This window comes from Streptomyces sp. NPDC001410 (genome assembly GCF_042895235.1).
Classification (GTDB): domain Bacteria; phylum Actinomycetota; class Actinomycetes; order Streptomycetales; family Streptomycetaceae; genus Streptomyces.
Genome location: NZ_JBIAWE010000004.1, coordinates 386,773 through 406,775, shown reverse-complemented (window position 1 = coordinate 406,775; position 20,003 = coordinate 386,773). Strand labels below are relative to the sequence as shown.

The window sequence follows — 20,003 nt, the reverse complement described above, 5'->3', positions numbered from 1 at the left end:
CGTCCATGGCGCCCGGTGGGAACCGCGGCTGGCTGCTCCGTCTCGTCATCGCCTTCGGCTTCGCGCAGGGGGCGGTGTCGATGGCCCGCCCCGCCGTCTCCTACCGGGCGCTCGCCCTGGGCGCCGACGAGCGGGCGGTCGGCGTCATCGCCGGTGTGTACGCCCTGCTCCCGCTCTTCGCCGCCGTACCGCTCGGCCGGCGCACCGACCACGGCCGCTGCGCACCCCTGCTCCCGGTGGGCGTGGTCCTCGTCTCCGGCGGCTGCGTCCTGAGCGGAGTCGTCAACTCCCTGTGGGCGATGGCCCTGTGGAGCGGAGTGATGGGGCTCGGCCACCTGTGTTTCGTGATCGGCGCGCAGTCCCTGGTGGCCCGCCAGTCCGCGCCGCACGAACAGGACCGCAACTTCGGGCACTTCACCATCGGCGCCTCCCTCGGCCAGCTCATCGGCCCGGTCGTCGCGGGCGCCCTGATCAGCGGCCCCGACATGGCGGGCAGCAGCGCGCTGGCGCTCGTGGTGGCGGGCGTGGGGGGTGCGGTCGCGTTCACCTCGCTGTGGCGCATCGAGGACCGTACGGCGGTCAACTCCCGTTCCCCGCAAGGTGACCGGGTGCCGGTCGGCGGGATCCTGCGGGCCCGGGGCGTGCCCGCGGGCATGCTCATCAGCCTCTCCGTGCTCTCCGCCACCGACATCCTCACCGCCTACCTCCCGGTGGTCGGCGAGCACCGGGGCATCGCCCCCTCGGTGATCGGCGTCCTGCTCGGCCTGCGCGCCGGGGCCACCATCGCCTGCCGTCTGGTCCTGACCCCGCTGCTCCGGCTGCTCGGCCGGCCCGCGCTGCTCACCGTGACCTGCCTTCTCGCGGCCGTCCTGTGCGCCGGGGTGGCCCTGCCCGTGCCGGTGTGGGTGCTCGGCCTCATGCTCACCGTCCTCGGTTTCTGCCTCGGTGTCGGGCAGCCGCTGTCCATGACGACGGTCGTCCAGGCCGCCCCCGAGGGTGCCCGCTCCACCGCGCTCGCGCTGCGGCTGACCGGCAACCGGCTCGGCCAGGTCGCCGCACCGGCCGCCGCGGGCCTGGTCGCGGGTGTGGCGGGGGTGGCCGCGCCGTTCGTGATGCTCGGGGCGTTGCTGCTGCTGTCGTCGGGGGTGGCGCTGCGGACGCCGGGGCGACCCGAAGGGCCGGGACGTGCGGCGCGGGAGCGGCCCGGGCGCTCGGCATTGCGCCGCACGAGCGATATCTGACGGCGCGCCGGGCGTCGATGCCGCGGGGTGCGGTGCTCGTGAAGCAGAGTCCAGGCGAAAGAGCGATTTGTATGAAAATCGTCTGAACTCGGAGGAATGCGCATGCCCACCCTGACACTCCCACGTGCCGTCGGCTCCCGCGCGGGCGCCACCGTCGTCCTCACAGCCCTCGCCGCGAGTGGAGCATCCTGGGTGGCGGCGCCGACCGCGGTGGCCCAAGGGGAAAACGGCGACATCAGGGTCCACCGGGTCTACGCGCTTCCCGGCACGGGGAAGGAGGAGTCGCAGGTCTGCCGGTTCTATCTCGACGCCGTCAACTTCGACACCCTCTCCAGCATCGCCTACACCATCACCCCGCAGCCCCCGCTGCCCACGGCCGCCACCGTCACCGGCGCCATCCCGCTCGCCGGCGGCGCCGGGCACACCGACCCGCTGGGGCTGGCGGACGGTCAGTACAAGGTCACCTGGATCGTCTCGGGTGCCACCAAGGAAAAGGTCTTCCGCGTCAACTGCCGCGAGCTGAGCAAGGACGACGCGGCGCACGGTCCGGGCCAGATCGAGGACCACCAGCAGAACAACCAGCAGAACAACCAGGGTGACCCCTGGGGTCAGGGCGGCGACCACAACGACCCCCCGAAGGGCGGTGTGCACGCGGGCGCCGGCGGCCTTGTTGACACCTCGGGTGCCTTCTCGCCCGTGGCCGCGGCCGCGGCCGTGGGCCTGGTCGCGGTCAGTGGAGTGGCGTACCTCCGGCTGATCCGCCGACGGCCGCATGGCGCCGCGTAGGCGCAGATGCAGGCCGTGGCACCGGACCCGCGCCTACCGTCTCGTCAGGACGGCCCTGCTCGCCGCCGTCCTGGTGACGGTGGGGGTCCGGTGCGGCGGAGCCGGCGGACCGGCCGCCTCCCTCCAGGCGGGCGGCCCGGCCGCCGACCCGGGCTCCGCCCGCACCGACGGGCGGGGCGCCGGCCGGGACGATCCCGCCCCGGCCCGCCCGACGCCCCCGCCCCGCCCGCTGCCCCGGTCCCGCCCGACATCCCTCCGTATCCCGTCACTCGGGATCGACGCGCCGGTCATCGGGCTACGGCTCGACCGGAACCGGCAGCTGGAGACACCACCGCTCGGCCGGCCGAAGGAGGTCGGCTGGTACCAGGGCGGCGCCACGCCGGGCGAGTCCGGCATCGCGATCGCCGTCGGCCACCGCGACACCAGGACCGGCCCCGCCGTCTTCGCCGCACTCGCCCAGGTGAAGCCCGGGAAGCCGATCGAGGCCAAGCGGGCGGACGGCCGTACCGCCGTCTACACCGTGGACCGGGTGAAGGTCTTCGACAAGGCCGGCTTCCCCGACAAGGAGGTGTACGGCCCGGTCCGCCGCCCGGAGCTGCGCGTGCTCACCTGCGGCGGCCTGTTCAGCCGGCGCACGGGCTACTCGAGCAACGTGGTGGTCTTCGCCCACCTGAGCGCGACCAAGTGACCGCACGACGCGCACGGCGGCGACCGCACCCGGCGACCCGAATCCCGCCGTCCGTTTCCGCCCCTGCCAGGGGCGCGGCGTCCGATGTCGCGCCCCGTCTTCCCCGGCCGAGCACATTCCGTTAACTTCCGTGACCCACAGGCCTCGTACGACCCGCACGCGGCCTTCGGACCCACGGAGCAGCGGCGCTCCGGACAGCCCCCGGGGGCACCAGCCATGACACGCGCCATCTCTCTGCACGACGTGAGCAAGTCCTACACGCGGGGCACCCGCGTGGTGGACCGGCTCTCGCTGGACATCGCGCCAGGCGAGTTCCTGGTCCTGCTGGGCCCCTCCGGCTGCGGCAAGTCCACCGTGCTGCGCATGATCGCCGGCCTGGAGGAGATCGACGAGGGCGAACTGCTCCTCGACGGCGAGTACGCCAACGACTGGCAGCCCTCCGACCGGCACATCGCGATGGTCTTCCAGAACTTCGCCCTCTACCCGAGCATGACCAGCCGCGACAACATCGGCTTCCCGCTGCGCATCGAGGCCCCGGGCGCCGACCCCCGCCCGCGCGTGGAGGCGACCGCCCGCATGCTCGGCATCGAGGACCTGCTCGACCGCTTCCCCAGCCAGCTCTCCGGCGGCGAGCGCCAACGCGTCGCCATGGGCCGGGCCATCGCCCGCCACCCCTCCGCGTTCCTCATGGACGAGCCGCTGTCCAACCTCGACGCCAAGCTCCGCAACCACTTAAGGGCCGAAATATCCCAGCTCACCCGGGAGTTGGGCGTGACCACGGTGTACGTCACCCACGACCAGGCCGAGGCCATGTCGCTCGGCGACCGGGTCGCCGTCCTGCGTGGCGGGGTGCTCCAGCAGGTCGGCAGCCCACGCGAGGTCTACGCACTGCCCCGCAACGTCTTCGTCGCCGCCTTCATCGGCACCCCGCGCATCAATCTGCTGCGCGGCCTGGTCCGCGCCCCGCTGGACGGCGCCATGACCATCAGCCTCGGCAGACAGGCGCTGCGCCTGCCCGAACCCCTCTCCCTCGACCACCGGTTGCTGCGGGTCCAGCAGGGCCGTGAGGTGATCGTCGGACTGCGCTCGGAGGCGATCCGGATAGCCAAGCCCGCCGCCGCCCGGCCCGGGGAGGTGCCGATCAGCGGCCTGGTGGAGCACGTGGAGTTCCAGGGGCACGAGGTCCTCGTCCACTTCAACACCGGTTCGAGCCCGGCCGTCGTACCGGAGCTGGAGGCCCCGCGCCCGTCCGGCCGCCCCGCGCGGCGCCGCCGCCGGGAGGGCTCCACGGTCCTGGACCGGCTCAGGGAGCGGGCCGGTGCCCTGCGCGCCGGGCCGGTCGTGGTCCTGGAGGACCCGCCGGACGACGGCCCCGCACCCGTGCCTGTGGAGGGCCGGCTGCCCGGCGACCTGGTCGTGCGCACCACCCCGGACCTCCAGCTCCGGCACGGCATGCAGGTCCCTCTTCTCGTCGACATCGCCCACCTGTTCGTCTTCGACCAGCACGGCGAACGCATCAGCCCGTCCCCGGCGCGGCTGCCGGACCTGGAGGAGTGAGCCCGCTAGGGGTGGGGGCATGCGCAATCACCTCACCCCCACCCGTGCCGCCCTCACCGCGGCCGGTCTGCTGCTGGCCGCCGCGCCGACCGCGTACGCCACGCTCGCCACCCCGGACTCGGCCGCGCACATCCGCGGAGAGCCGTACGTCGAGACCCGGCTCCTCTTCGGCACGGCGCGCCCGAACGGCGGTCCGGCCGTCACCGACCGGCAGTTCATGGACTTCGTCGACAAGGAGGTCACGCCCGACTTTCCGGCCGGGCTCACCGTGCAGAGCGGGCGCGGGCAGTGGCGCGACGCGCACGGCATCATCGAGAAGGAGCGGTCGTACGAGCTGATCCTGCTGTACCCGGAGGGGCGGGCGGACGTGAGCGACCGCAGCATCGAGGACATCCGGCGTGCCTACGAGAAGGCTTTCGGCCAGGAGTCCGTGGGCAGGGTGGACGAACGGGCGCAGGTCGACTTCTGATATCCCGGGGACGTCCGGTCCAGTATGGCGCCTGAAAACTAACGCCGCTAGTTTGTTGCCGGACGACGCAGCCCTGCCGGGAGGAAGCAGCATGAAGGCACACGACGGCCTGTACATCGACGGCGCCTGGCGCCCCGCCGAGGGCCGGGACGTGATCGAGGTCGTGAACCCAGCCGACGAGCAGGTCATCGGCCGGGTCCCGGCCGGGAGCGCCCTGGACGTGGACACCGCCGTACGCGCCGCACGCGCCGCCCTCCCGGCCTGGGCCGCCACACCCCCGGCCGAGCGGGCCGCGCGCCTGGCCGCGCTGCGGGACGCGCTCGCGGCCCGCAAGGACGAGATCGCCGAGACGGTCACCGCCGAACTGGGCGCCCCGCCGCAGTTCGCGCAGGCGGTCCACGCCGGCGTGCCGATCGCCGTCGCGGGCTCCTACGCCGACCTGGCCGCCACCCACTCCTTCGAGGAGAAGGTCGGCAACTCCACCGTCCTGCACGAGCCGATCGGCGTCGTCGGCGCGATCACCCCCTGGAACTACCCGCTCCACCAGATCGTCGCCAAGGTCGCCCCCGCGCTCGCCGCGGGCTGCACACTCGTCCTCAAGCCCGCCGAGTACACGCCGCTCACCGCCCAGCTCTTCGCCGAGGCGGTCCACGAGGCGGGCGTCCCGGCCGGTGTGTTCAACCTCGTCACCGGCCTCGGCCCGGTCGCCGGACAGGCGCTCGCCGAGCACCCGGGCGTCGACCTGGTCTCCTTCACCGGCTCCACGGCCGTCGGCCGGCAGATCGGCGCGGTGGCCGGCGCGGCCGTCAAGAAGGTGGCGCTGGAGCTGGGCGGCAAGTCCGCCAACGTCATCCTGCCGAGCGCCGACCTCGCCAAGGCCGTCAACGTCGGCGTCGCCAACGTCATGTCCAACTCCGGCCAGACGTGCAGTGCCTGGACCCGGATGCTGGTCCAACGCGACCGGTACGACGAGGCCGTCGAACTGGCCGCCGCGGCCGCCGCCAAGTACGGCGATCGTATCGGCCCGGTCGTCAGCGCCAAGCAGCAGGCACGTGTGCGCGGTTACATCGAGAAGGGCGTCGCCGAGGGCGCCCGTCTGGTCACCGGCGGCCCCGAATCCCCGCGCGAGAAGGGCTGCTTCGTCAGCCCGACGGTCTTCGCGGACGTCACACCGGAGATGACGATCGCGCAGGAGGAGATCTTCGGCCCGGTCCTCACGATCCTCCGCTACGAGGACGAGGAGGACGCCCTGCGCATCGCCAACGGCACCGTCTACGGTCTCGCCGGCGCCGTCTGGGCCGCAGACGAGGCCGAGGCCGTCGCCTTCGCCCGCCGCATGGACACCGGCCAGGTCGACATCAACGGCGGCCGGTTCAACCCCCTCGCCCCCTTCGGCGGCTACAAGCAGTCCGGCGTCGGCCGGGAACTGGGCAGCCACGGGCTCGCCGAGTACCTCCAGACCAAGTCCCTCCAGTTCTAAGGAAGTCCACGACCCATGGCCGTACGAGCCGCCGTCCTGCCCGCCATCGGCGCCCCGCTGAAGATCACCGACATCGAGCTGCCCGAGCCGGGCCCCGGACAGGTCCGCGTCCGCCTCGCCGCCGCCGGTGTCTGCCACTCCGACCTGTCCCTGTCCAACGGCACCCTGCGGGTACCGGTCCCGGTGGTCCTCGGCCACGAGGGCGCAGGAACGGTCGTGGCCGTGGGCGAGGGCGTCACCCACGTGTCGCCCGGCAGCCCCGTGGTCCTCAACTGGGCGCCGTCCTGCGGCACCTGCCACGCCTGCACGCTCGGCGAGGTCTGGCTGTGCGCCAACGCGCTGAACGGCACCGCGGACGTCTACGCCCGCACCGCGGACGGCACCGACCTCCACCCCGGCCTGAACGTCGCCGCGTTCGCCGAGGAGACCGTCGTCGCCTCCTCCTGCGTGCTGCCTCTCCCGGAGGGCGTCCCGCTCACCGACGCGGCCCTCCTCGGCTGCGCCGTCCTCACCGGCTACGGCGCCGTCCACCACTCGGCCAAGGTCCGGCCGGACGAGACGGTCGCCGTGTTCGGTGTCGGGGGAGTGGGCCTGGCCACCCTCCAGTCCGCGCGCATCGCGGGCGCGTCCCGCATCATCGCCGTCGACGTCTCCCCGGAGAAGGAGGAACTCGCCCGCGCCGCCGGCGCCACGGACTTCGTCCTCGCCTCCGACACCACGCCCCGCGAGATCCGCGCCCTCACCGACAAGCAGGGCGTCGACGTCTCCGTGGAGTGCGTGGGCCGCGCGGTCACCATCCGCGCCGCCTGGGAGTCCACCCGCCGGGGCGGCCGTACGACGGTCGTCGGCATCGGCGGCAAGGACCAGGAGGTCACCTTCAACGCCCTGGAGATCTTCCAGTGGGGCCGCACCCTGTCCGGCTGCGTCTACGGCAACACCGACCCGGCCCGCGATCTGCCGGTGCTCGCCGAACACGTACGGGAGGGCCGGCTCGACCTCTCGGCCCTGGTCACCGAACGGATCGCCCTGGAGGACATCCCGGCAGCCTTCGAGAACATGCTGGCGGGCAAGGGCGGCCGGTCCCTGGTGGTGTTCTGACGCTCAGCCGACCTTCTCGGGTCGCGGCTCCCCGGCCGCGACCCGCCGGGTCCGCCCGCGCACCCGGGACCGGGACACCGCCACGCCGGCGAGGCACAGCACCCCGCCCACCAGCGTGAGCAGCCCCGGCACCTCGCCGAGCGCCAGCCACGACATCAGCACGACCAGGGCCGGAACGGCGTACGTCGTCGCGCCCATCCGGCTGGCGGTGGTGCGGGCGAGGGCGTAGGCCCAGGTGGTGAAGGCGAGCGCGGTGGGAAAGACGCCGAGATACACCATGTCGAGGGTGGCCGAGACCGGCGCACGGGCCGCCTCCCGCACCAGCTGTCCGGCGAACGGCAGGCAGACCACGGCACCGACGAGGCACCCGTAGGCCGTCACCTGCAGGGCACTTGCGTGCCCGAGGGCCGGCTTCTGCGCGACGACCCCGGCGGCGTAGGCCGCCGCCGCGAGCAGACACAGCACCACCCCGAACACCGAGGACCCGCCCCCGGCCGACATCGACAGCCCCACGGTCACGGCACCGGCGAACGACACGGCCATCCCCGCCAGCAGCCGGGGCGGCATCGGATCGCCGAGCAGCCTGGCACCGAGCAGGGCTATCAGCAGCGGGCCCACGTTCACGACGAGAGCGGCGGTGCCCGCATCCACCTGCTGCTCACCCCAGTTCAGGACCACCATGTAGAACCCGAACCACAGCACCCCGGACAGCCCGATACCCCGCCACGCACTCCTGGGCGGCAGCCCCTCCCGCCGTACGACACAGATGGCGCCCAGCGCCACGACCCCCGCGACCAGCCGCCCTAGCGCGAGCGCCCCCGGCGAGTAGGCGTCTCCCGCGGTCCGGATCGCCACGAAGGCGGAGGCCCAGAGCACGACGGAGACTACGGCTGCGGCGGTGGGGAGGACCTTTTGGCGCGGGGAGGTACTCATCATGCTCCTGAAGCTAGGCAGCGAAGGGGCTGTGGGCTGGCGGAAATCGGACGGCGTCACTGGTTGCCCGGTGCTGTAGCCGGGCGGGGGCGGGGTTGCTCACCGGCGCCGGCCGGGTGCCGCTGCGCCCACCCTCCCCCAAGCTCTCGACTTCGCTCGAGCAGGGGGACCCCCATCGCCCCAGCGGCACGATTGCCCGCAGCTACGGGCGGTGCGTATGCGGCCGACGGGGCTGCAACTACCTAGGGGCGCGGGGCTGTATCGATATGCGGCTCCGCCGCGTGGGCGCGACCAGCCCCCACGCACCCCGCACCCGGCACACCACACAACCCCCCACCCCCGTAGCCGAACTCAACCCAACCCCGCCGCCTCGATGCCGAGCAACCGAAAAAGCGTCCGCTCCCCCGACGGAGTCACCCTCACCGCCCGCTCGGAACCGATCCGCACGCACCAGCCCACGTCCAGCGCGTGCCGGCACAACGCGGCGCCCGCCGTACCCGCGAGGTGAGGACGGCGTTCGGTCCAGTCGAGGCAGGCTCGGGCCAGGGGCCGTCGGGTCGAACGGTCCAGTGGGATGCCCGCCGTACCGAACCACTCCACCCCCGCATCCGTCAGCGCGAACCCGGTGTCCTGCCGAAGCAGCCCGCGCGACGTCAGCGCATCCGTGACCGCGATCCCGAGCCGCCCGGCGAGATGGTCGTAACAGGTACGGCCCCGGGCCATGGCGGACCGGGCACTGGACGCCCGCAGCGAGCGCGGCCGTACCAGCGCCGCAGGCACCTGCACCTGCGCGGCAAGGTCCTCCACGAGCTGTGCCACACGAGCGTCGGCCAGCCGCACATACCGGTGCCTGCCCTGCCGTTCCTCCGCGAGCAGGCCGCCGGCCACCAGCTTGCCCAGGTGCTCGCTCAGTGTGGACGCGGCGACCCCGGCATGCCGGGCCAGTTCCCCGGCGGTCCAGGCCCGCCCGTCGAGGAGCGCGAGCAGGCATGCGGCCCGGGTCTCGTCGGCGACCAGCGAGGCGAGTGCGGCGAGGCCGGCGGCCCGGGAGTCCTTGGTGGTCATGGCTTCAGCATGCGGCACCGACACTTCGGCGCCGGCCGAAGTGTGCTCACACGCTCTGCCGTACCTGCTCGTACTGCTGGGCCAGCCCGTCCAGCAGCGCGCTCAGTCCCGTCTCGAAGGCCCGTTCGTCGATCTTCTCCTGCTGTTCGGCGAGGAGGTGCGCCTGCCCGAGGTGGGGATAGTCGGCGGGGTCGTACGCGCTCGCGTCGTCCACGAAGCCCCCGGCGAAGGAGCCGAGCGCGGAGCCCATGATGAAGTACCGCATCAGCGCGCCGATGGACGTGGCCTGCGCCGGCGGCCAGCCCGCCGCGACCATCGCGCCGTACACGGCGTCGGCGAGTCGCAGCGCGGCGGGGCGGCGGCCGGGCCCGCGGGCGAGGACCGGGACGATGTTCGGGTGGTCGCGCAGGGCGGCGCGGTAGGAGATCGCCCAGTCGTGCAGCGCGGTCCGCCAGTCCCGGACGTCCTCGAACATCGACAGGTCCACCAGACCGCTCACCGAGTCGGCGACCGCCTCCAGGATCTCGTCCTTGGTGCGGAAGTGGTTGTAGAGCGAGGGCCCGCTCACCCCCAGCTCGGCGGCGAGCCGTCGGGTGGAGACGGCCGCCAGGCCCTCCGCGTCCACGAGTTCCCGTGCCGTCTCGACGATCCGGTCGGTGCTGAGGAGGGGCTTGCGCGGTCGGGCCATGGCGCACATAGTAGGGCTGCGACAGGAAACTAGCAGTGCTAATTTAAATGTCCGGCTTTCAAGATCCATCTGGTGTGGGGTGATCTCGTGGTGAACCTGGGGCTCAGCGCCGAACAGACCGCGGTACGGCAGCTCGCCCGGGACTTCGTGGAGCGCGAGATCGCCCCGCACGTGGTCGCCTGGGACCGCGCCGAGGAGGTCGACCGGGGCATCGTGAAGAAGCTCGGCGAGGTCGGCTTCCTGGGCCTGACGATCGGAGAGGAGTACGGCGGTTCGGGCGGCGACCACCTCGCGTACTGCCTGGTCACCGAGGAGCTGGGCCGCGGCGACTCCTCGGTCCGCGGGATCGTGTCGGTGTCCCTGGGGCTGGTCGCCAAGTCGATCGCGGCCTGGGGGAGCGAGGAGCAGAAGCGGCGCTGGCTGCCGGGCCTGACCGCGGGCGAGTACGTCGGCTGCTTCGGCCTCACCGAGCCCGGCACCGGCTCCGACGCGGGCAACCTCACCACCCGTGCGGTGCGCGACGGTGACGACTACGTCCTCAACGGCACCAAGATGTTCATCACGAACGGCACCTGGGCCGACGTCGTCCTGCTCTTCGCCCGCTCCACCGACGCCCCCGGACACAAGGGTGTCTCCGCCTTCCTGGTCCCCACCGACACCCCCGGACTGACCTGCCGCGCCATCCACGGCAAGCTCGGCCTGCGCGGCCAGGCCACCGCCGAACTGGTCCTTCAGGACGTCCGGGTGCCCGCCTCCGCGCTGCTCGGCGAGGAGGGCAAGGGCTTCTCCGTCGCCATGTCCGCGCTGGCCAAGGGGCGGATGTCGGTGGCGGCGGGCTGTGTCGGCATAGCCCAGGCCGCGTTGGACGCGGCCGTGCGGTACGCCGGTGAGCGCGAGCAGTTCGGCAGGTCCATCGCCCATCACCAGCTGGTGCAGGAACTGATCAGCGACATCGCCGTCGACGTGGACGCGGCCCGGCTGCTCACCTGGCGGGTCGCCGACCTCGTCGACCGCGGGCAGCCGTTCGCCGTCGAGTCCTCCAAGGCCAAGCTGTTCGCCTCCGAGGCGGCCGTCCGCGCCGCCAACAACGCCCTTCAGGTCTTCGGCGGTTACGGCTACATCGACGAGTACCCGGCCGGCAAACTCCTGCGCGACGCCCGCGTGATGACCCTCTACGAGGGCACCACCCAGATCCAGAAGCTGCTCATCGGCCGGGCGCTCACCGGGGTCTCCGCCTTCTGAGTACGTTCCTGAGTACTTCGGCGGATGTGGCGCAGGCCACGTCCGCCGATCCTTTCTCCCATGAGTGACACACCCGTCAAACAGCAGAGCACGGCCGCCTTCTACGGCCAGGCCGTCGCCTCCTTCGCGGTCGCCATGGCGGCCACCGCCATCGGCATCGCCCGTCTGGACGCCAGCGCCTGGGTGCGGGGCTTCCTGGCCATCGCCGTTCTCTACCTCGTCACGTCCGCCTTCACGCTCGCCAAGGTGATCCGGGACCGTCAGGAGGCCGGGCAGATCGTCAGCCGCGTCGACCAGGCCCGCCTGGAGAAGCTGCTCGCCGAGCACGACCCCTTCGAAAAGCTGTGAAAAGCACGGCAGGCTCTGAGCGGGCACTCTAAGCGAGCGCTCACCTACGGCGGTATGGTGGTGCTCCTGTCACGGAGAGGGGCGAGCGAGCGATGAGTACGGCGGAGGAGACGGCCGGCGGCGAGGTCGAGCCGTGGGAAGAGGTCACCCCTGAGGCGGCCCGGCGACTGCTGGTCGCCGCCGTGGAGGCCTTCGCCGAGCGCGGCTACCACGCGACGACGACCCGCGACATCGCGGGCCGCGCCGGCATGAGCCCGGCCGCGCTCTACATCCACTACAAGACCAAGGAAGAGCTGCTCCACCGGATCAGCCGGATCGGCCACGACAAGGCCCTGGACATCCTGCGGACGGCGGCCCGGCGCGAGGGCACGGCCGCGGAGCGGCTCGCCGACGCCGTCAGCTCCTTCGTCCGCTGGCACGCCGGGCGGCGCACCACCGCGCGGGTCGTGCAGTACGAACTCGAAGCGCTCGGCCCCGAGGCCCGCGCCGAGATCGTCGCGCTGCGCCGCCAGGTGGACGCCGAGGTGCAGGGGATCATCGAGGACGGTGTGGCCTCCGGCGAGTTCGACGTGCTCGACGTCAAGGGCACCACCCTCGCCGTGCTGTCGCTGTGCATCGACGTGGCCCGCTGGTTCACCCTGGACGGCCCGCGCACCCCCGAGGAGGTCGGCGCGCTGTACGCCGACCTCGTGCTGCGGATGGTGGGCGCCAAGTAAGGCGCCCCCCGGGGAACTCAGAGGTAGTACCGGGACACCGACTCCGCGACGCAGACCGGCTTGTCGCCGCCCTCGCGCTCGACGGTGAAGGCGACGGCCACCTGGACGCCGCCCGGGACGTCCTCGACGCCGGTGATCGTCGCGGTGGCGCGCAGCCGGGAGCCGACAGGGACGGGGGAGGGGAAGCGGACCTTGTTCGTCCCGTAGTTGACGCCCATCCGCACGCCCTCGACCTTGATGAGCTGCGGCCCGAAGAGCGGGAGCAGCGACAGGGTCAGGTAGCCGTGGGCGATGGTGGTCTTGAACGGTCCCGCCGCGGCCTTCTCCGGGTCCACGTGGATCCACTGGTGATCCCCGGTGGCCTCCGCGAACAGGTCGATCCGCTTCTGGTCGATCTCCAGCCAGTCCGTGTGGCCCAGCTGCTCGCCCACCGCGCCCTTCAGCTCGTCGGGGGAGGTGAAGGTCCTCGGTTCTGCCATGTTCCCGGCCTCTCGCTCGCATGTCTAAGCAACTGCTTAGCATGGTCGGGTGAGAGGGTGATGTCAACGGATACCGGCCCGACCGGTCGGATGGTGTCTGTCGGTAGTCTCTGAGGAGTGCCCCAGATTCCCGAGAAGATCCACGAGCTGACCGTCGGCCAGCTGTCCGCGCGCAGCGGCGCCGCCGTCTCCGCCCTGCACTTCTACGAGTCCAAGGGGCTCATCACCAGCCGCCGCACCTCCGGAAACCAGCGCCGCTACGCCCGCGACACGCTGCGCCGCGTCGCCTTCGTCCGCGCAGCCCAACGGGTCGGCATCCCGCTGGCCACGATCCGCGAGGCCCTCGCGCAACTCCCCGAGGAGCGCACCCCGACCCGCGAGGACTGGACCCGCCTGTCCGAGGCGTGGCGCTCCGAGCTGGATGAACGCATCAAGCAGCTCAACCGCCTCCGCGATCACCTCACCGACTGCATCGGCTGCGGCTGCCTGTCCTTGGACACGTGCGTCCTGTCCAACCCGGACGATGTGTTCGGTGAGCAGAGGGCGGGGTCGCGGCTGATGGCGGAGGGCCGCTGAGCGCGGGCCTCCGCCGTAGCGGCTGCGGAGCGTCGCCGGGTGCGGGTGCGGGTGCGGGTGCGGGTGCGTGGGGGCTGGTCGCGCCCACGCGGCGGAGCCGCATATCGATACAGCCCCGCGCCCCTGGGGGTTGCAGCCCCGTCGGCTGCGCGGCCGCTGGAGATGCCTGCGTAGCTGCGGGCAGTCGTGCCGCTGGGGCGATGGGGGTCCCCCTGCTCGAGCGAAGCCCCAGCACCGGGCAACCAGACACCTACTCGTACTCGGTCCCGCCCTTGCGCGTCAGGTACGCCGGGCTGACCGCCTTCGCGATCGCCCGACCCCCGGTCACCCCGCTGTAGCGCTCCACGAGGGGCCGTATCACCACGCCCTCCCGCAGATGCAGCCCCCGCCCGGACACCGTCTCCCGCCCGCTCGCGAACTCCAGCACCCGCTCGATGTCGTACGGCCCCGAGAACAGCCGAGGCACCAACGGCAGCTCACCGTCGAGGAGTTCGGCCGGGTCCAGCCAGCGCACCGTGCCGTCGATCTCGGCGGACACGTCGAACGCCGCGTACCCCAGCGTCTCCCGCCGGCCGTCGGCCCCGTACGTCAGGTCCTGCACCCCCGCCCCGTACACCTCGCCGAAGATGCCGATCCGGCGCGCCCCCAACCGCTCGGCGAGCCGGGCCGCGACCTCGGTGACGCCGTGTCCGCGCACCGCCCGCCAGTACAGATTGCGCGGATCCTCTTTCAGGGCGAGGGACTTGGCGCCGAAGCCCTTGGAGGAGACGTGCACCCGGTCCTCGTCGGCGAGATACGTCAGCAGGCAGGCCGAGCCGTGCAGCTTCTCGGTCAGGACCACATCCTCGCCCGCTGTAAAGATGTCCGGAAACCGCTGGATGTTCTCGATGTCCACCCAGGGCAGCAGATCGGGCGCGGACTCCACGTCCCCGTCCATCGTGGGCGGGACCGGCGGCACCCACTTGGTGATGCCCAGCCGCTCGGCGAAGTCGGTCCCCTCGGCCGCGGCCCGCGCCAGGTCCACGTCCGCCAGCGCCTTCGGCCGGCACACGATGCCCTGCGACAGCTCACCCCGCAGCCGTACCGCCTTGACCCGGTTGGCGTCGCCGCCCGCCAGCCGCCCGGTCAGCCCCAGCTCCTCGATCAGCCCCGGCGGGAGCACGGACTGCTCGGGGATGTAGACGGCGGCCTCACCGGTGCGGTACGCACCCTTGGCGACGACCGCCCGGTACAGGCCCACCTGGGCCAACTCGAGCGCATCGGCGTTCGGATGCTCGTGGACGGTCAGCACTTCGGCGGTGACGCGCAGCGTCGACATCTGGGGACTCCTCGGTTCCTCAGTTCGGTTTCATCGGCACCCACTCTCCGCACAGGAAAGGGGTGGAGCGAGCGGATTAGAGGCTGGTAACGTCGTGATCTTCGGCCGGCGGCGACGCCGCGCACGGAGTCACGACGGGGCCGACTCCCATGACATCACGCGCACTTGACGCCGCCCTCGCGGACATCGACACGGTCTTCAACGGCTTCACGAGCCCGAACGAGACCGGCTGCGGCCGGTGTCACCTGCCCGAGGAGACCGCGTACCTGCGCACGCCGAACGTCCGCATGCCCGCCGACGTGCTGGAGATGTACCTCTTCGAGGTATCGGACCACTTCGACGATCACGCGGCCGCGATGCGCCGCCTGCTCCCGCAGGCCGCACGGGCGATGGCCGACGCCACCCTCGGCGGGATCGACTTCGGCTGCCACGGGTTGAGCCGGGTGGACTGGCGCTCCTGGCCGGCCGAGCAGGCCGCGGCGATCGATGCCTTCCTGCGCGCCTGGTGGCAGGACGCCCTGGCGACCGCCGAACCGCCCTACCCCATCGACGAGATCTTCGACGTCTGTGCCACGATCGCGGGGAGCGTGGCTCCGTTCCTCGACGGCTGGCCCCGAGGACCGGTCGCCGACAGACACCTCATCGAGTGCGCCGACGAGTGGCTCTACGACCTGCTCTCCGACAACTCCCCCTTTTCCTGGTGGTACGACGACAGCGAAAAGACGGGCGTCGCCGAGCTGCGTACCTGGCTGGCCGGCCCCGGTGCCGCCCGCCTGCACGCCCTGGGCGAGTACGACCTCGCCGTGCGCAGCGAACTCCTGGCCCTGCCCCACGACGAGCGCTGGGCGCACGCCTACTGGGAGAGCGCCTCCACCACCAACTGAGCGTTGGACCGGGCCCGTTCACCATCCGGCAGGGCCAGGGTGTCCTCCAGGCCGATGCGGGTGGCCAGGCCCAGCCGTCCGGCCAGACGCAGCACCGGCCAGGTGCCGCCCTCCTCGCCGTGCAGCAGTACCGGGCGGCCGTGGGCCTCGCCCAGCTCGGCCAGCAGGGTGCGCGCCGACGCCTGAGCCGTCGCCGGATCCGGGTCGGTCACCTCCGCGAGCACCCGCAGCGCCCTCGGTCCGAGCGGTGAGGTCGCGAAACGGGACGCCGCGTCGGTGCCGGACCAGATGCCCGCCTCCACGTCGACGCCGAGGGAGAGCAGTTGCGCGGCGAGTTCCTCGGCGCCCGGCTCGTGCCAGTTGACCGAGGCGAAGTCGGGCAGTACGGACCAGCTGCGCACCCGGTCGAGGCGGGCGGCCGGGTCGGGGTCGGTCCAGGCGCCGGTGGTCACCCCGACCGGCACCCGCACCCGCGCCCGTATCGCGTCCAGGGTCGGGGTGAGGACCCTTGGGGACAGGCTGTCGTGCCCGCACGGTGTCTTGGGGTGGACGTGGATCTCCGTGGCGCCGGCCGCGACCGCTTCGGCGGCGGACCGCGCCAAGTCCTCGGGGGACAACGGCACACACGCGCCGTCCATGGCCGAGCGGCGGCCGTTGAGACACACCTGCATCATGAGTCGATGGTGCCGGACGCCACTGACAGTGCCCAACGGCGCGTCCCGGCAAGGGGTGCGGCATCCCCCTGCGCACCCCCCGGTTCCACCCCCCTGCCGATCAGGCCGAGATCAGCAGCTGTCCCCACCCGGCGCCCGCCGGCGCCTGGGGCGTGAGCACGGGCCGGGGCACGAGGATCCCGCAGTCCGTGCAGACCGGACCGGACGAGGGCTCGTGGTCCAGGTCGTACTTCCACACGAGGCGCTCACCGGAACACACCGGGCAGGCCGAGCCCGGTTCCCGCTCCAGCGCGGCGATCAGCCGGCGCAGCACCTCGGCCAGCGGCTCGTCGGGGTGGACCCGTGGGTCGTCGCACCAGGCGACCCCGAACCCGCCCCAGGTCAGCCGGTGCCAGTCGTCCACGGTGCCCGGCCGGCGCAGCCCGTCGTGCTTCTCCTTCTTGCGGCGCTCGGCGAACTCGCCCTCATAGGTGAGCCAGACCTCTCGCGCCGCCTCCAACTCCTCCAGTGCGGCCACGAGCCGCGCCGGGTCGGGGGAGCGGTCCTCCGGACCGAAACCGGCCCGGGAGCACAAGTGGTCCCAGGTCGCCCGGTGCCCGTAAGGAGCGAACCGCTCCAGGCACTTACGCAGTGAGTAGCGTCGCAGTGCCAGATCACACCGCGGATCGCGCACCTGTCTCGCCAGACTTCGGAATCCGGCCATCGCCCTGCACCTCCGTCACACCTGCGTCCGCACTTCGGTCACTTCGGCGTCGCCGTACGGCTTTCGCGCGACGTCGCCGAGTAGACGTATCGACACGCGATCCGGCTCCATCCGATTTCCGATGCCCTCCCATAAGGCGCCCCGGGTTGACCGCCGGGCGCACCGGTCCTCGTGACTCCGAAACTTGACGCATGTTCATCTTCAATCCCGGGGATACCGGCGGTAACGTCCGGCCCACCCCCGTCGGGAGGAGCTGCCATGCCACGGCGCACCCCACGCAACGTGTTGTTCGACAAACTGAGAACTCCCCGCAGGCTCACCGGGTTCCTGAAGACGGCATCCGTATGCGTTCTCGTCGCGGGAGTCCTCTCCCCGCTCACGCAGGCAGCGGCGGCGGAGAGCGCCACGACCTCGAACGACTACTGCGGCGGCCAGTGTTCGGACATCCTGCCGCCGGGCGAGAACGGCAACGCCACCCTCGCCCAGATCCTGCTCAACCAGGCCTTCGGCACCCAGCCCTCCCACGCCGAGGACCAGCTCGGCCCGTACGCCAATCTGGCGACCGGCTACTCGGCGCTCACCGACGTGAAGATCAACACCTTCTTCAACGACGCCTCCTTCGGCGTCCCTTCCGACCAGGTCGCCTCCACCGAGAAGCCGGCCGGGCGCAGCGACGTGACGATCGTCCGTGACAAGAAGACCGGTGTGCCGCACATCACAGGCACCACCCGGTACGGCACCGAGTTCGGCGCCGGGTACGCGGCCGCCGAGGACCGGCTGTGGCTGATGGACGTCTTCCGGCACGTGGGCCGCGGCCAGCTGACCACCTTCGCCGGCGGCGCGGCCGCCAACCAGGGCCTTGAGCAGCAGTTCTACCGCAACGCGCCGTACACCGAGGCCGACCTGCAGGCGCAGATCGACAACGCCGTGGCGAACAACGGCGCCCGCGGGCAGCAGGCCCTGGCCGACGCCAACGCCTACCTCGCCGGCATCAACTCCTACATCGACGCCTCCGACAGCGGCCGCTACTTCCCCGGCGAGTACGTCCTGACCGGCCACAAGGACTCCATCACCAACGCCGGCACCATAGACCACTTCAAGATCACCGACCTGGTGGCGCTCGGCTCCGTCGTCGGCTCGCTGTTCGGCTCCGGCGGGGGCGGCGAGGTCAACAACGCGCTCTCCCTGATCGCCGCCCAGTCCAAGTACGGCGTGGCGGAGGGCACCAAGGTCTGGGAGTCCTTCCGCGAGCGCAATGACGCCGAGGCCGTCCTGACCGTCCACAACGGCGAGAGCTTCCCCTACGCGTCCAAGCCCGACGACCCCCAGGGCGAGGCCCTGCCCGACCCCGGCTCGGTCACCCAGGAGCCGCTCGTCTACGACCGCACGGGCAGCGCCGCCACCGCGAGCGCCACCGGCGCCTCCACCACGGCGGCCAGGACCACCCTCGGCTCCGCCAAGCGCGGCATGTCCAACGCCCTCGTGGTCAGCGGCAAGTACACCGCGAGCGGCCACCCCATCGCCGTCTTCGGGCCGCAGACCGGCTACTTCGCACCGCAGCTGCTCATGCTCCAGGAGATCCAGGGCCCGGGCATCAGCGCCCGCGGCGCCTCCTTCGCGGGCCTGAGCATGTACGTCGAACTGGGCCGCGGCCAGGACTACTCGTGGAGCGCGACCACCTCGGGCCAGGACATCATCGACACCTACGCCGTCGAACTGTGCCAGGACGACTCCCACTACCTGTACCACGGCACCTGCACCGCGATGGACAAGGTCGAGCAGAAGAACGCGTGGAAGCCGACGACCGCCGACGGGACCGCGGCGGGGTCGTACACCATGCGGGTGTGGCGGACGAAGTACGGCCCGGTCGAGTACCGCGCCACCGTCGGCGGCAAGAAGGTCGCCTACACCACCCTGCGCTCCTCCTATCTGCACGAGGCCGACTCGATCATCGGCTTCCAGATGCTGAACGACCCCGACTACGTCAAGGGCCCGAAGGACTTCCAGAGCGCGGCCCAGCACATCAACTACACCTTCAACTGGTTCTACGCCGACTCCCAGCACACCGCGTACTACAACAGCGGTGACAACCCGGTCCGGGCGAGCGGTGTCGACGCCGAGTTCCCGGTGTGGGCGCAGCCGGCGTACGAGTGGCGGAACTGGGACCCGGCCACCAACACGGCCGACTACACCCCGGCCTCCGCGCACCCCAACTCGGTCGACCAGGACTACTACGTCTCCTGGAACAACAAGCAGGCCAAGGACTACACGACCGCGCCCTGGGGCGACGGGTCGGTGCACCGCGGCAACCTGCTCGAGGACCGGGTGAAGAAGCTGGTCGCGGCCGGCGGGGTGACCCGTACGAAGCTGGTGCAGGCCATGGCGGACGCGGCCCTCGCCGACCTGCGCGCCGAGGACGTGCTGCCCAAGCTGCTCAAGGTGATCAACTCCTCCCCGGTGACCGACTCCACGGCCGCCGCCGCGGTGAACAAGCTCCAGGTGTGGGTGACCGCGGGTGCCAGGCGCACGGAGACGTCGGCGGGTTCGAAGGCGTACGCCAACGCGGACGCGATCCGCATCCTGGACGCCTGGTGGCCGCTGCTGGTGAAGGCGGAGTTCGAGCCCGGCCTGGGCAGCGACCTGTACACCGCGTTCACCGACAACCTGCCCGTGGACGAGGCCCCGTCCGCCGGGCACGGCCCGACCGGCTCGCACGCCGGAAGCTCCTTCCAGTACGGCTGGTGGAGCTATGTCGACAAGGACATCCGGTCGGTCCTCGGTGAGTCCGTGCAGGGCCCGCTCGCCCAGCAGTACTGCGGCGGCGGCAGCCTCAGCGCCTGCCGGGACAGCCTGATCAGCACCCTGAAGCAGGCGGCAGGGCTGACCGCCGCCCAGGTCTACCCGGCCGACGACCAGTGCTCGGCCGGCGACCAGTGGTGCGCCGACTCGATCGTCCAGCGCACCCTGGGCGGCATCAAGCACGGGAAGATCAGCTGGCAGAACCGGCCGACCTTCCAGCAGGTCGTGGAGTACACGTCACACCGGTGACGTCCGAACG

20 protein-coding genes are annotated in these 20,003 nt (G+C 71.9%); 13 read left to right on the top strand and 7 right to left on the bottom strand.

What is annotated here, in order from left to right:
• Nucleotides 1-5: 5 nt before the first annotated feature.
• The 7 genes from ACFY3C_RS11290 (at nucleotide 6) to ACFY3C_RS11260 (ending at nucleotide 7,319) form a co-directional block, all read left to right on the top strand.
• Nucleotides 6-1,241 (top strand): MFS transporter, encoded by a 1,236-nt coding sequence (locus ACFY3C_RS11290; RefSeq protein ID WP_390770560.1) that lies wholly within the window; start codon nucleotides 6-8, stop codon nucleotides 1,239-1,241.
• 102 nt (nucleotides 1,242-1,343) lie between these two features.
• Nucleotides 1,344-2,027 (top strand): hypothetical protein, encoded by a 684-nt coding sequence (locus ACFY3C_RS11285; protein WP_390770559.1) that lies wholly within the window; start codon nucleotides 1,344-1,346, stop codon nucleotides 2,025-2,027.
• A complete protein-coding gene (locus ACFY3C_RS11280; RefSeq protein WP_390770558.1) occupies nucleotides 2,014-2,715 on the top strand; it encodes a class F sortase in 702 nt (233 codons plus the stop codon). Before ACFY3C_RS11285 ends, ACFY3C_RS11280 begins: the two co-directional genes overlap by 14 nt.
• A gap of 216 nt (nucleotides 2,716-2,931) precedes the next feature.
• Complete coding sequence (locus tag ACFY3C_RS11275) at nucleotides 2,932-4,272, top strand: ABC transporter ATP-binding protein (protein WP_390770557.1); 1,341 nt, start codon at nucleotides 2,932-2,934, stop codon at nucleotides 4,270-4,272.
• 19 nt (nucleotides 4,273-4,291) lie between these two features.
• Nucleotides 4,292-4,741 carry a DUF3574 domain-containing protein gene (locus ACFY3C_RS11270; RefSeq protein ID WP_390770556.1) on the top strand — a complete coding sequence of 150 codons (450 nt, stop codon included), beginning with the start codon at nucleotides 4,292-4,294 and terminating at the stop codon, nucleotides 4,739-4,741.
• Nucleotides 4,742-4,832: 91 nt separating this feature from the next.
• Nucleotides 4,833-6,221 (top strand): aldehyde dehydrogenase family protein, encoded by a 1,389-nt coding sequence (locus ACFY3C_RS11265; protein ID WP_390770555.1) that lies wholly within the window; start codon nucleotides 4,833-4,835, stop codon nucleotides 6,219-6,221.
• A 15-nt stretch (nucleotides 6,222-6,236) separates the two neighbouring features.
• Nucleotides 6,237-7,319 (top strand): Zn-dependent alcohol dehydrogenase, encoded by a 1,083-nt coding sequence (locus tag ACFY3C_RS11260; RefSeq protein WP_386574621.1) that lies wholly within the window; start codon nucleotides 6,237-6,239, stop codon nucleotides 7,317-7,319.
• Nucleotides 7,320-7,322: 3 nt separating this feature from the next.
• On the opposite strand, the gene ACFY3C_RS11255 is transcribed toward ACFY3C_RS11260, so the two are convergent.
• The 3 genes from ACFY3C_RS11255 to ACFY3C_RS11245 form a co-directional block, all read right to left on the bottom strand.
• Nucleotides 7,323-8,252: a DMT family transporter gene (locus tag ACFY3C_RS11255; protein ID WP_386575011.1), complete on the bottom strand. Its 930-nt coding sequence runs from the start codon at nucleotides 8,250-8,252 to the stop codon at nucleotides 7,323-7,325.
• Between the two features lie 351 nt (nucleotides 8,253-8,603).
• On the bottom strand, nucleotides 8,604-9,317 hold the full coding sequence (locus tag ACFY3C_RS11250) for an ArsR/SmtB family transcription factor (protein ID WP_386574622.1): 714 nt from the start codon (nucleotides 9,315-9,317) through the stop codon (nucleotides 8,604-8,606).
• Between the two features lie 46 nt (nucleotides 9,318-9,363).
• A complete protein-coding gene (locus ACFY3C_RS11245) occupies nucleotides 9,364-10,005 on the bottom strand; it encodes a TetR/AcrR family transcriptional regulator (RefSeq protein WP_386574624.1) in 642 nt (213 codons plus the stop codon).
• Nucleotides 10,006-10,095: 90 nt separating this feature from the next.
• Between ACFY3C_RS11245 and ACFY3C_RS11240 the strand changes: the two genes are divergently transcribed.
• The 3 genes from ACFY3C_RS11240 (at nucleotide 10,096) to ACFY3C_RS11230 (ending at nucleotide 12,311) form a co-directional block, all read left to right on the top strand.
• Nucleotides 10,096-11,247, top strand: coding sequence for an acyl-CoA dehydrogenase family protein (locus ACFY3C_RS11240; RefSeq protein ID WP_390770617.1), 1,152 nt, complete (start codon nucleotides 10,096-10,098; stop codon nucleotides 11,245-11,247).
• Nucleotides 11,248-11,307: 60 nt separating this feature from the next.
• The gene (locus tag ACFY3C_RS11235; RefSeq protein ID WP_041665905.1) at nucleotides 11,308-11,595 is read left to right on the top strand and encodes a YiaA/YiaB family inner membrane protein; all 288 of its coding nucleotides are present in this window, start codon (nucleotides 11,308-11,310) and stop codon (nucleotides 11,593-11,595) included.
• Nucleotides 11,596-11,687: 92 nt separating this feature from the next.
• A complete protein-coding gene (locus ACFY3C_RS11230) occupies nucleotides 11,688-12,311 on the top strand; it encodes a TetR/AcrR family transcriptional regulator (RefSeq protein ID WP_386574625.1) in 624 nt (207 codons plus the stop codon).
• A gap of 17 nt (nucleotides 12,312-12,328) precedes the next feature.
• Here the strand turns inward: ACFY3C_RS11230 and ACFY3C_RS11225 are convergent, their stop codons facing one another.
• Nucleotides 12,329-12,790 carry a MaoC family dehydratase gene (locus ACFY3C_RS11225; RefSeq protein WP_386574626.1) on the bottom strand — a complete coding sequence of 154 codons (462 nt, stop codon included), beginning with the start codon at nucleotides 12,788-12,790 and terminating at the stop codon, nucleotides 12,329-12,331.
• Nucleotides 12,791-12,907: 117 nt separating this feature from the next.
• On the opposite strand from ACFY3C_RS11225, the gene soxR reads away from it, so the two are divergent.
• Nucleotides 12,908-13,366: a redox-sensitive transcriptional activator SoxR gene (gene soxR, locus ACFY3C_RS11220; protein WP_390770554.1), complete on the top strand. Its 459-nt coding sequence runs from the start codon at nucleotides 12,908-12,910 to the stop codon at nucleotides 13,364-13,366.
• Nucleotides 13,367-13,616: 250 nt separating this feature from the next.
• On the opposite strand, the gene ACFY3C_RS11215 is transcribed toward soxR, so the two are convergent.
• Nucleotides 13,617-14,684, bottom strand: a complete 1,068-nt coding sequence (locus ACFY3C_RS11215) for an RNA ligase (ATP) (protein WP_390770553.1) — start codon at nucleotides 14,682-14,684, stop codon at nucleotides 13,617-13,619.
• Nucleotides 14,685-14,833: 149 nt separating this feature from the next.
• Here ACFY3C_RS11215 and ACFY3C_RS11210 point away from each other — a divergent pair, with 149 nt between their 5' ends.
• The gene (locus ACFY3C_RS11210) at nucleotides 14,834-15,568 is read left to right on the top strand and encodes a hypothetical protein (RefSeq protein ID WP_390770552.1); all 735 of its coding nucleotides are present in this window, start codon (nucleotides 14,834-14,836) and stop codon (nucleotides 15,566-15,568) included.
• Here the strand turns inward: ACFY3C_RS11210 and ACFY3C_RS11205 are convergent.
• A complete protein-coding gene (locus ACFY3C_RS11205; protein WP_390770551.1) occupies nucleotides 15,538-16,242 on the bottom strand; it encodes a 3-keto-5-aminohexanoate cleavage protein in 705 nt (234 codons plus the stop codon). The genes ACFY3C_RS11210 and ACFY3C_RS11205 overlap by 31 nt on opposite strands.
• A gap of 100 nt (nucleotides 16,243-16,342) precedes the next feature.
• Complete coding sequence (locus ACFY3C_RS11200) at nucleotides 16,343-16,945, bottom strand: hypothetical protein (protein ID WP_386574631.1); 603 nt, start codon at nucleotides 16,943-16,945, stop codon at nucleotides 16,343-16,345.
• A 258-nt stretch (nucleotides 16,946-17,203) separates the two neighbouring features.
• Between ACFY3C_RS11200 and ACFY3C_RS11195 the strand changes: the two genes are divergently transcribed.
• The gene (locus tag ACFY3C_RS11195) at nucleotides 17,204-19,993 is read left to right on the top strand and encodes a penicillin acylase family protein (protein ID WP_390770550.1); all 2,790 of its coding nucleotides are present in this window, start codon (nucleotides 17,204-17,206) and stop codon (nucleotides 19,991-19,993) included.
• Nucleotides 19,994-20,003 lie beyond the last annotated feature (10 nt).

What these genes read in the sequence shown, in the direction of transcription:
- ACFY3C_RS11290 (WP_390770560.1), top strand. Translation starts at nt 6, where the DNA reads ATGGCGCCCGGTGGGAACCGCGGCTGGCTGCTCCGTCTCGTCATCGCC.
- ACFY3C_RS11285 (WP_390770559.1), top strand. Translation starts at nt 1,344, where the DNA reads ATGCCCACCCTGACACTCCCACGTGCCGTCGGCTCCCGCGCGGGCGCC.
- ACFY3C_RS11280 (WP_390770558.1), top strand. Translation starts at nt 2,014, where the DNA reads ATGGCGCCGCGTAGGCGCAGATGCAGGCCGTGGCACCGGACCCGCGCC.
- ACFY3C_RS11275 (WP_390770557.1), top strand. Translation starts at nt 2,932, where the DNA reads ATGACACGCGCCATCTCTCTGCACGACGTGAGCAAGTCCTACACGCGG.
- ACFY3C_RS11270 (WP_390770556.1), top strand. Translation starts at nt 4,292, where the DNA reads ATGCGCAATCACCTCACCCCCACCCGTGCCGCCCTCACCGCGGCCGGT.
- ACFY3C_RS11265 (WP_390770555.1), top strand. Translation starts at nt 4,833, where the DNA reads ATGAAGGCACACGACGGCCTGTACATCGACGGCGCCTGGCGCCCCGCC.
- ACFY3C_RS11260 (WP_386574621.1), top strand. Translation starts at nt 6,237, where the DNA reads ATGGCCGTACGAGCCGCCGTCCTGCCCGCCATCGGCGCCCCGCTGAAG.
- ACFY3C_RS11255 (WP_386575011.1), bottom strand. Translation starts at nt 8,252, where the DNA reads ATGAGTACCTCCCCGCGCCAAAAGGTCCTCCCCACCGCCGCAGCCGTA.
- ACFY3C_RS11250 (WP_386574622.1), bottom strand. Translation starts at nt 9,317, where the DNA reads ATGACCACCAAGGACTCCCGGGCCGCCGGCCTCGCCGCACTCGCCTCG.
- ACFY3C_RS11245 (WP_386574624.1), bottom strand. Translation starts at nt 10,005, where the DNA reads ATGGCCCGACCGCGCAAGCCCCTCCTCAGCACCGACCGGATCGTCGAG.
- ACFY3C_RS11235 (WP_041665905.1), top strand. Translation starts at nt 11,308, where the DNA reads ATGAGTGACACACCCGTCAAACAGCAGAGCACGGCCGCCTTCTACGGC.
- ACFY3C_RS11230 (WP_386574625.1), top strand. Translation starts at nt 11,688, where the DNA reads ATGAGTACGGCGGAGGAGACGGCCGGCGGCGAGGTCGAGCCGTGGGAA.
- ACFY3C_RS11225 (WP_386574626.1), bottom strand. Translation starts at nt 12,790, where the DNA reads ATGGCAGAACCGAGGACCTTCACCTCCCCCGACGAGCTGAAGGGCGCG.
- ACFY3C_RS11215 (WP_390770553.1), bottom strand. Translation starts at nt 14,684, where the DNA reads ATGTCGACGCTGCGCGTCACCGCCGAAGTGCTGACCGTCCACGAGCAT.
- ACFY3C_RS11210 (WP_390770552.1), top strand. Translation starts at nt 14,834, where the DNA reads ATGACATCACGCGCACTTGACGCCGCCCTCGCGGACATCGACACGGTC.
- ACFY3C_RS11205 (WP_390770551.1), bottom strand. Translation starts at nt 16,242, where the DNA reads ATGATGCAGGTGTGTCTCAACGGCCGCCGCTCGGCCATGGACGGCGCG.
- ACFY3C_RS11200 (WP_386574631.1), bottom strand. Translation starts at nt 16,945, where the DNA reads ATGGCCGGATTCCGAAGTCTGGCGAGACAGGTGCGCGATCCGCGGTGT.
- ACFY3C_RS11195 (WP_390770550.1), top strand. Translation starts at nt 17,204, where the DNA reads ATGCCACGGCGCACCCCACGCAACGTGTTGTTCGACAAACTGAGAACT.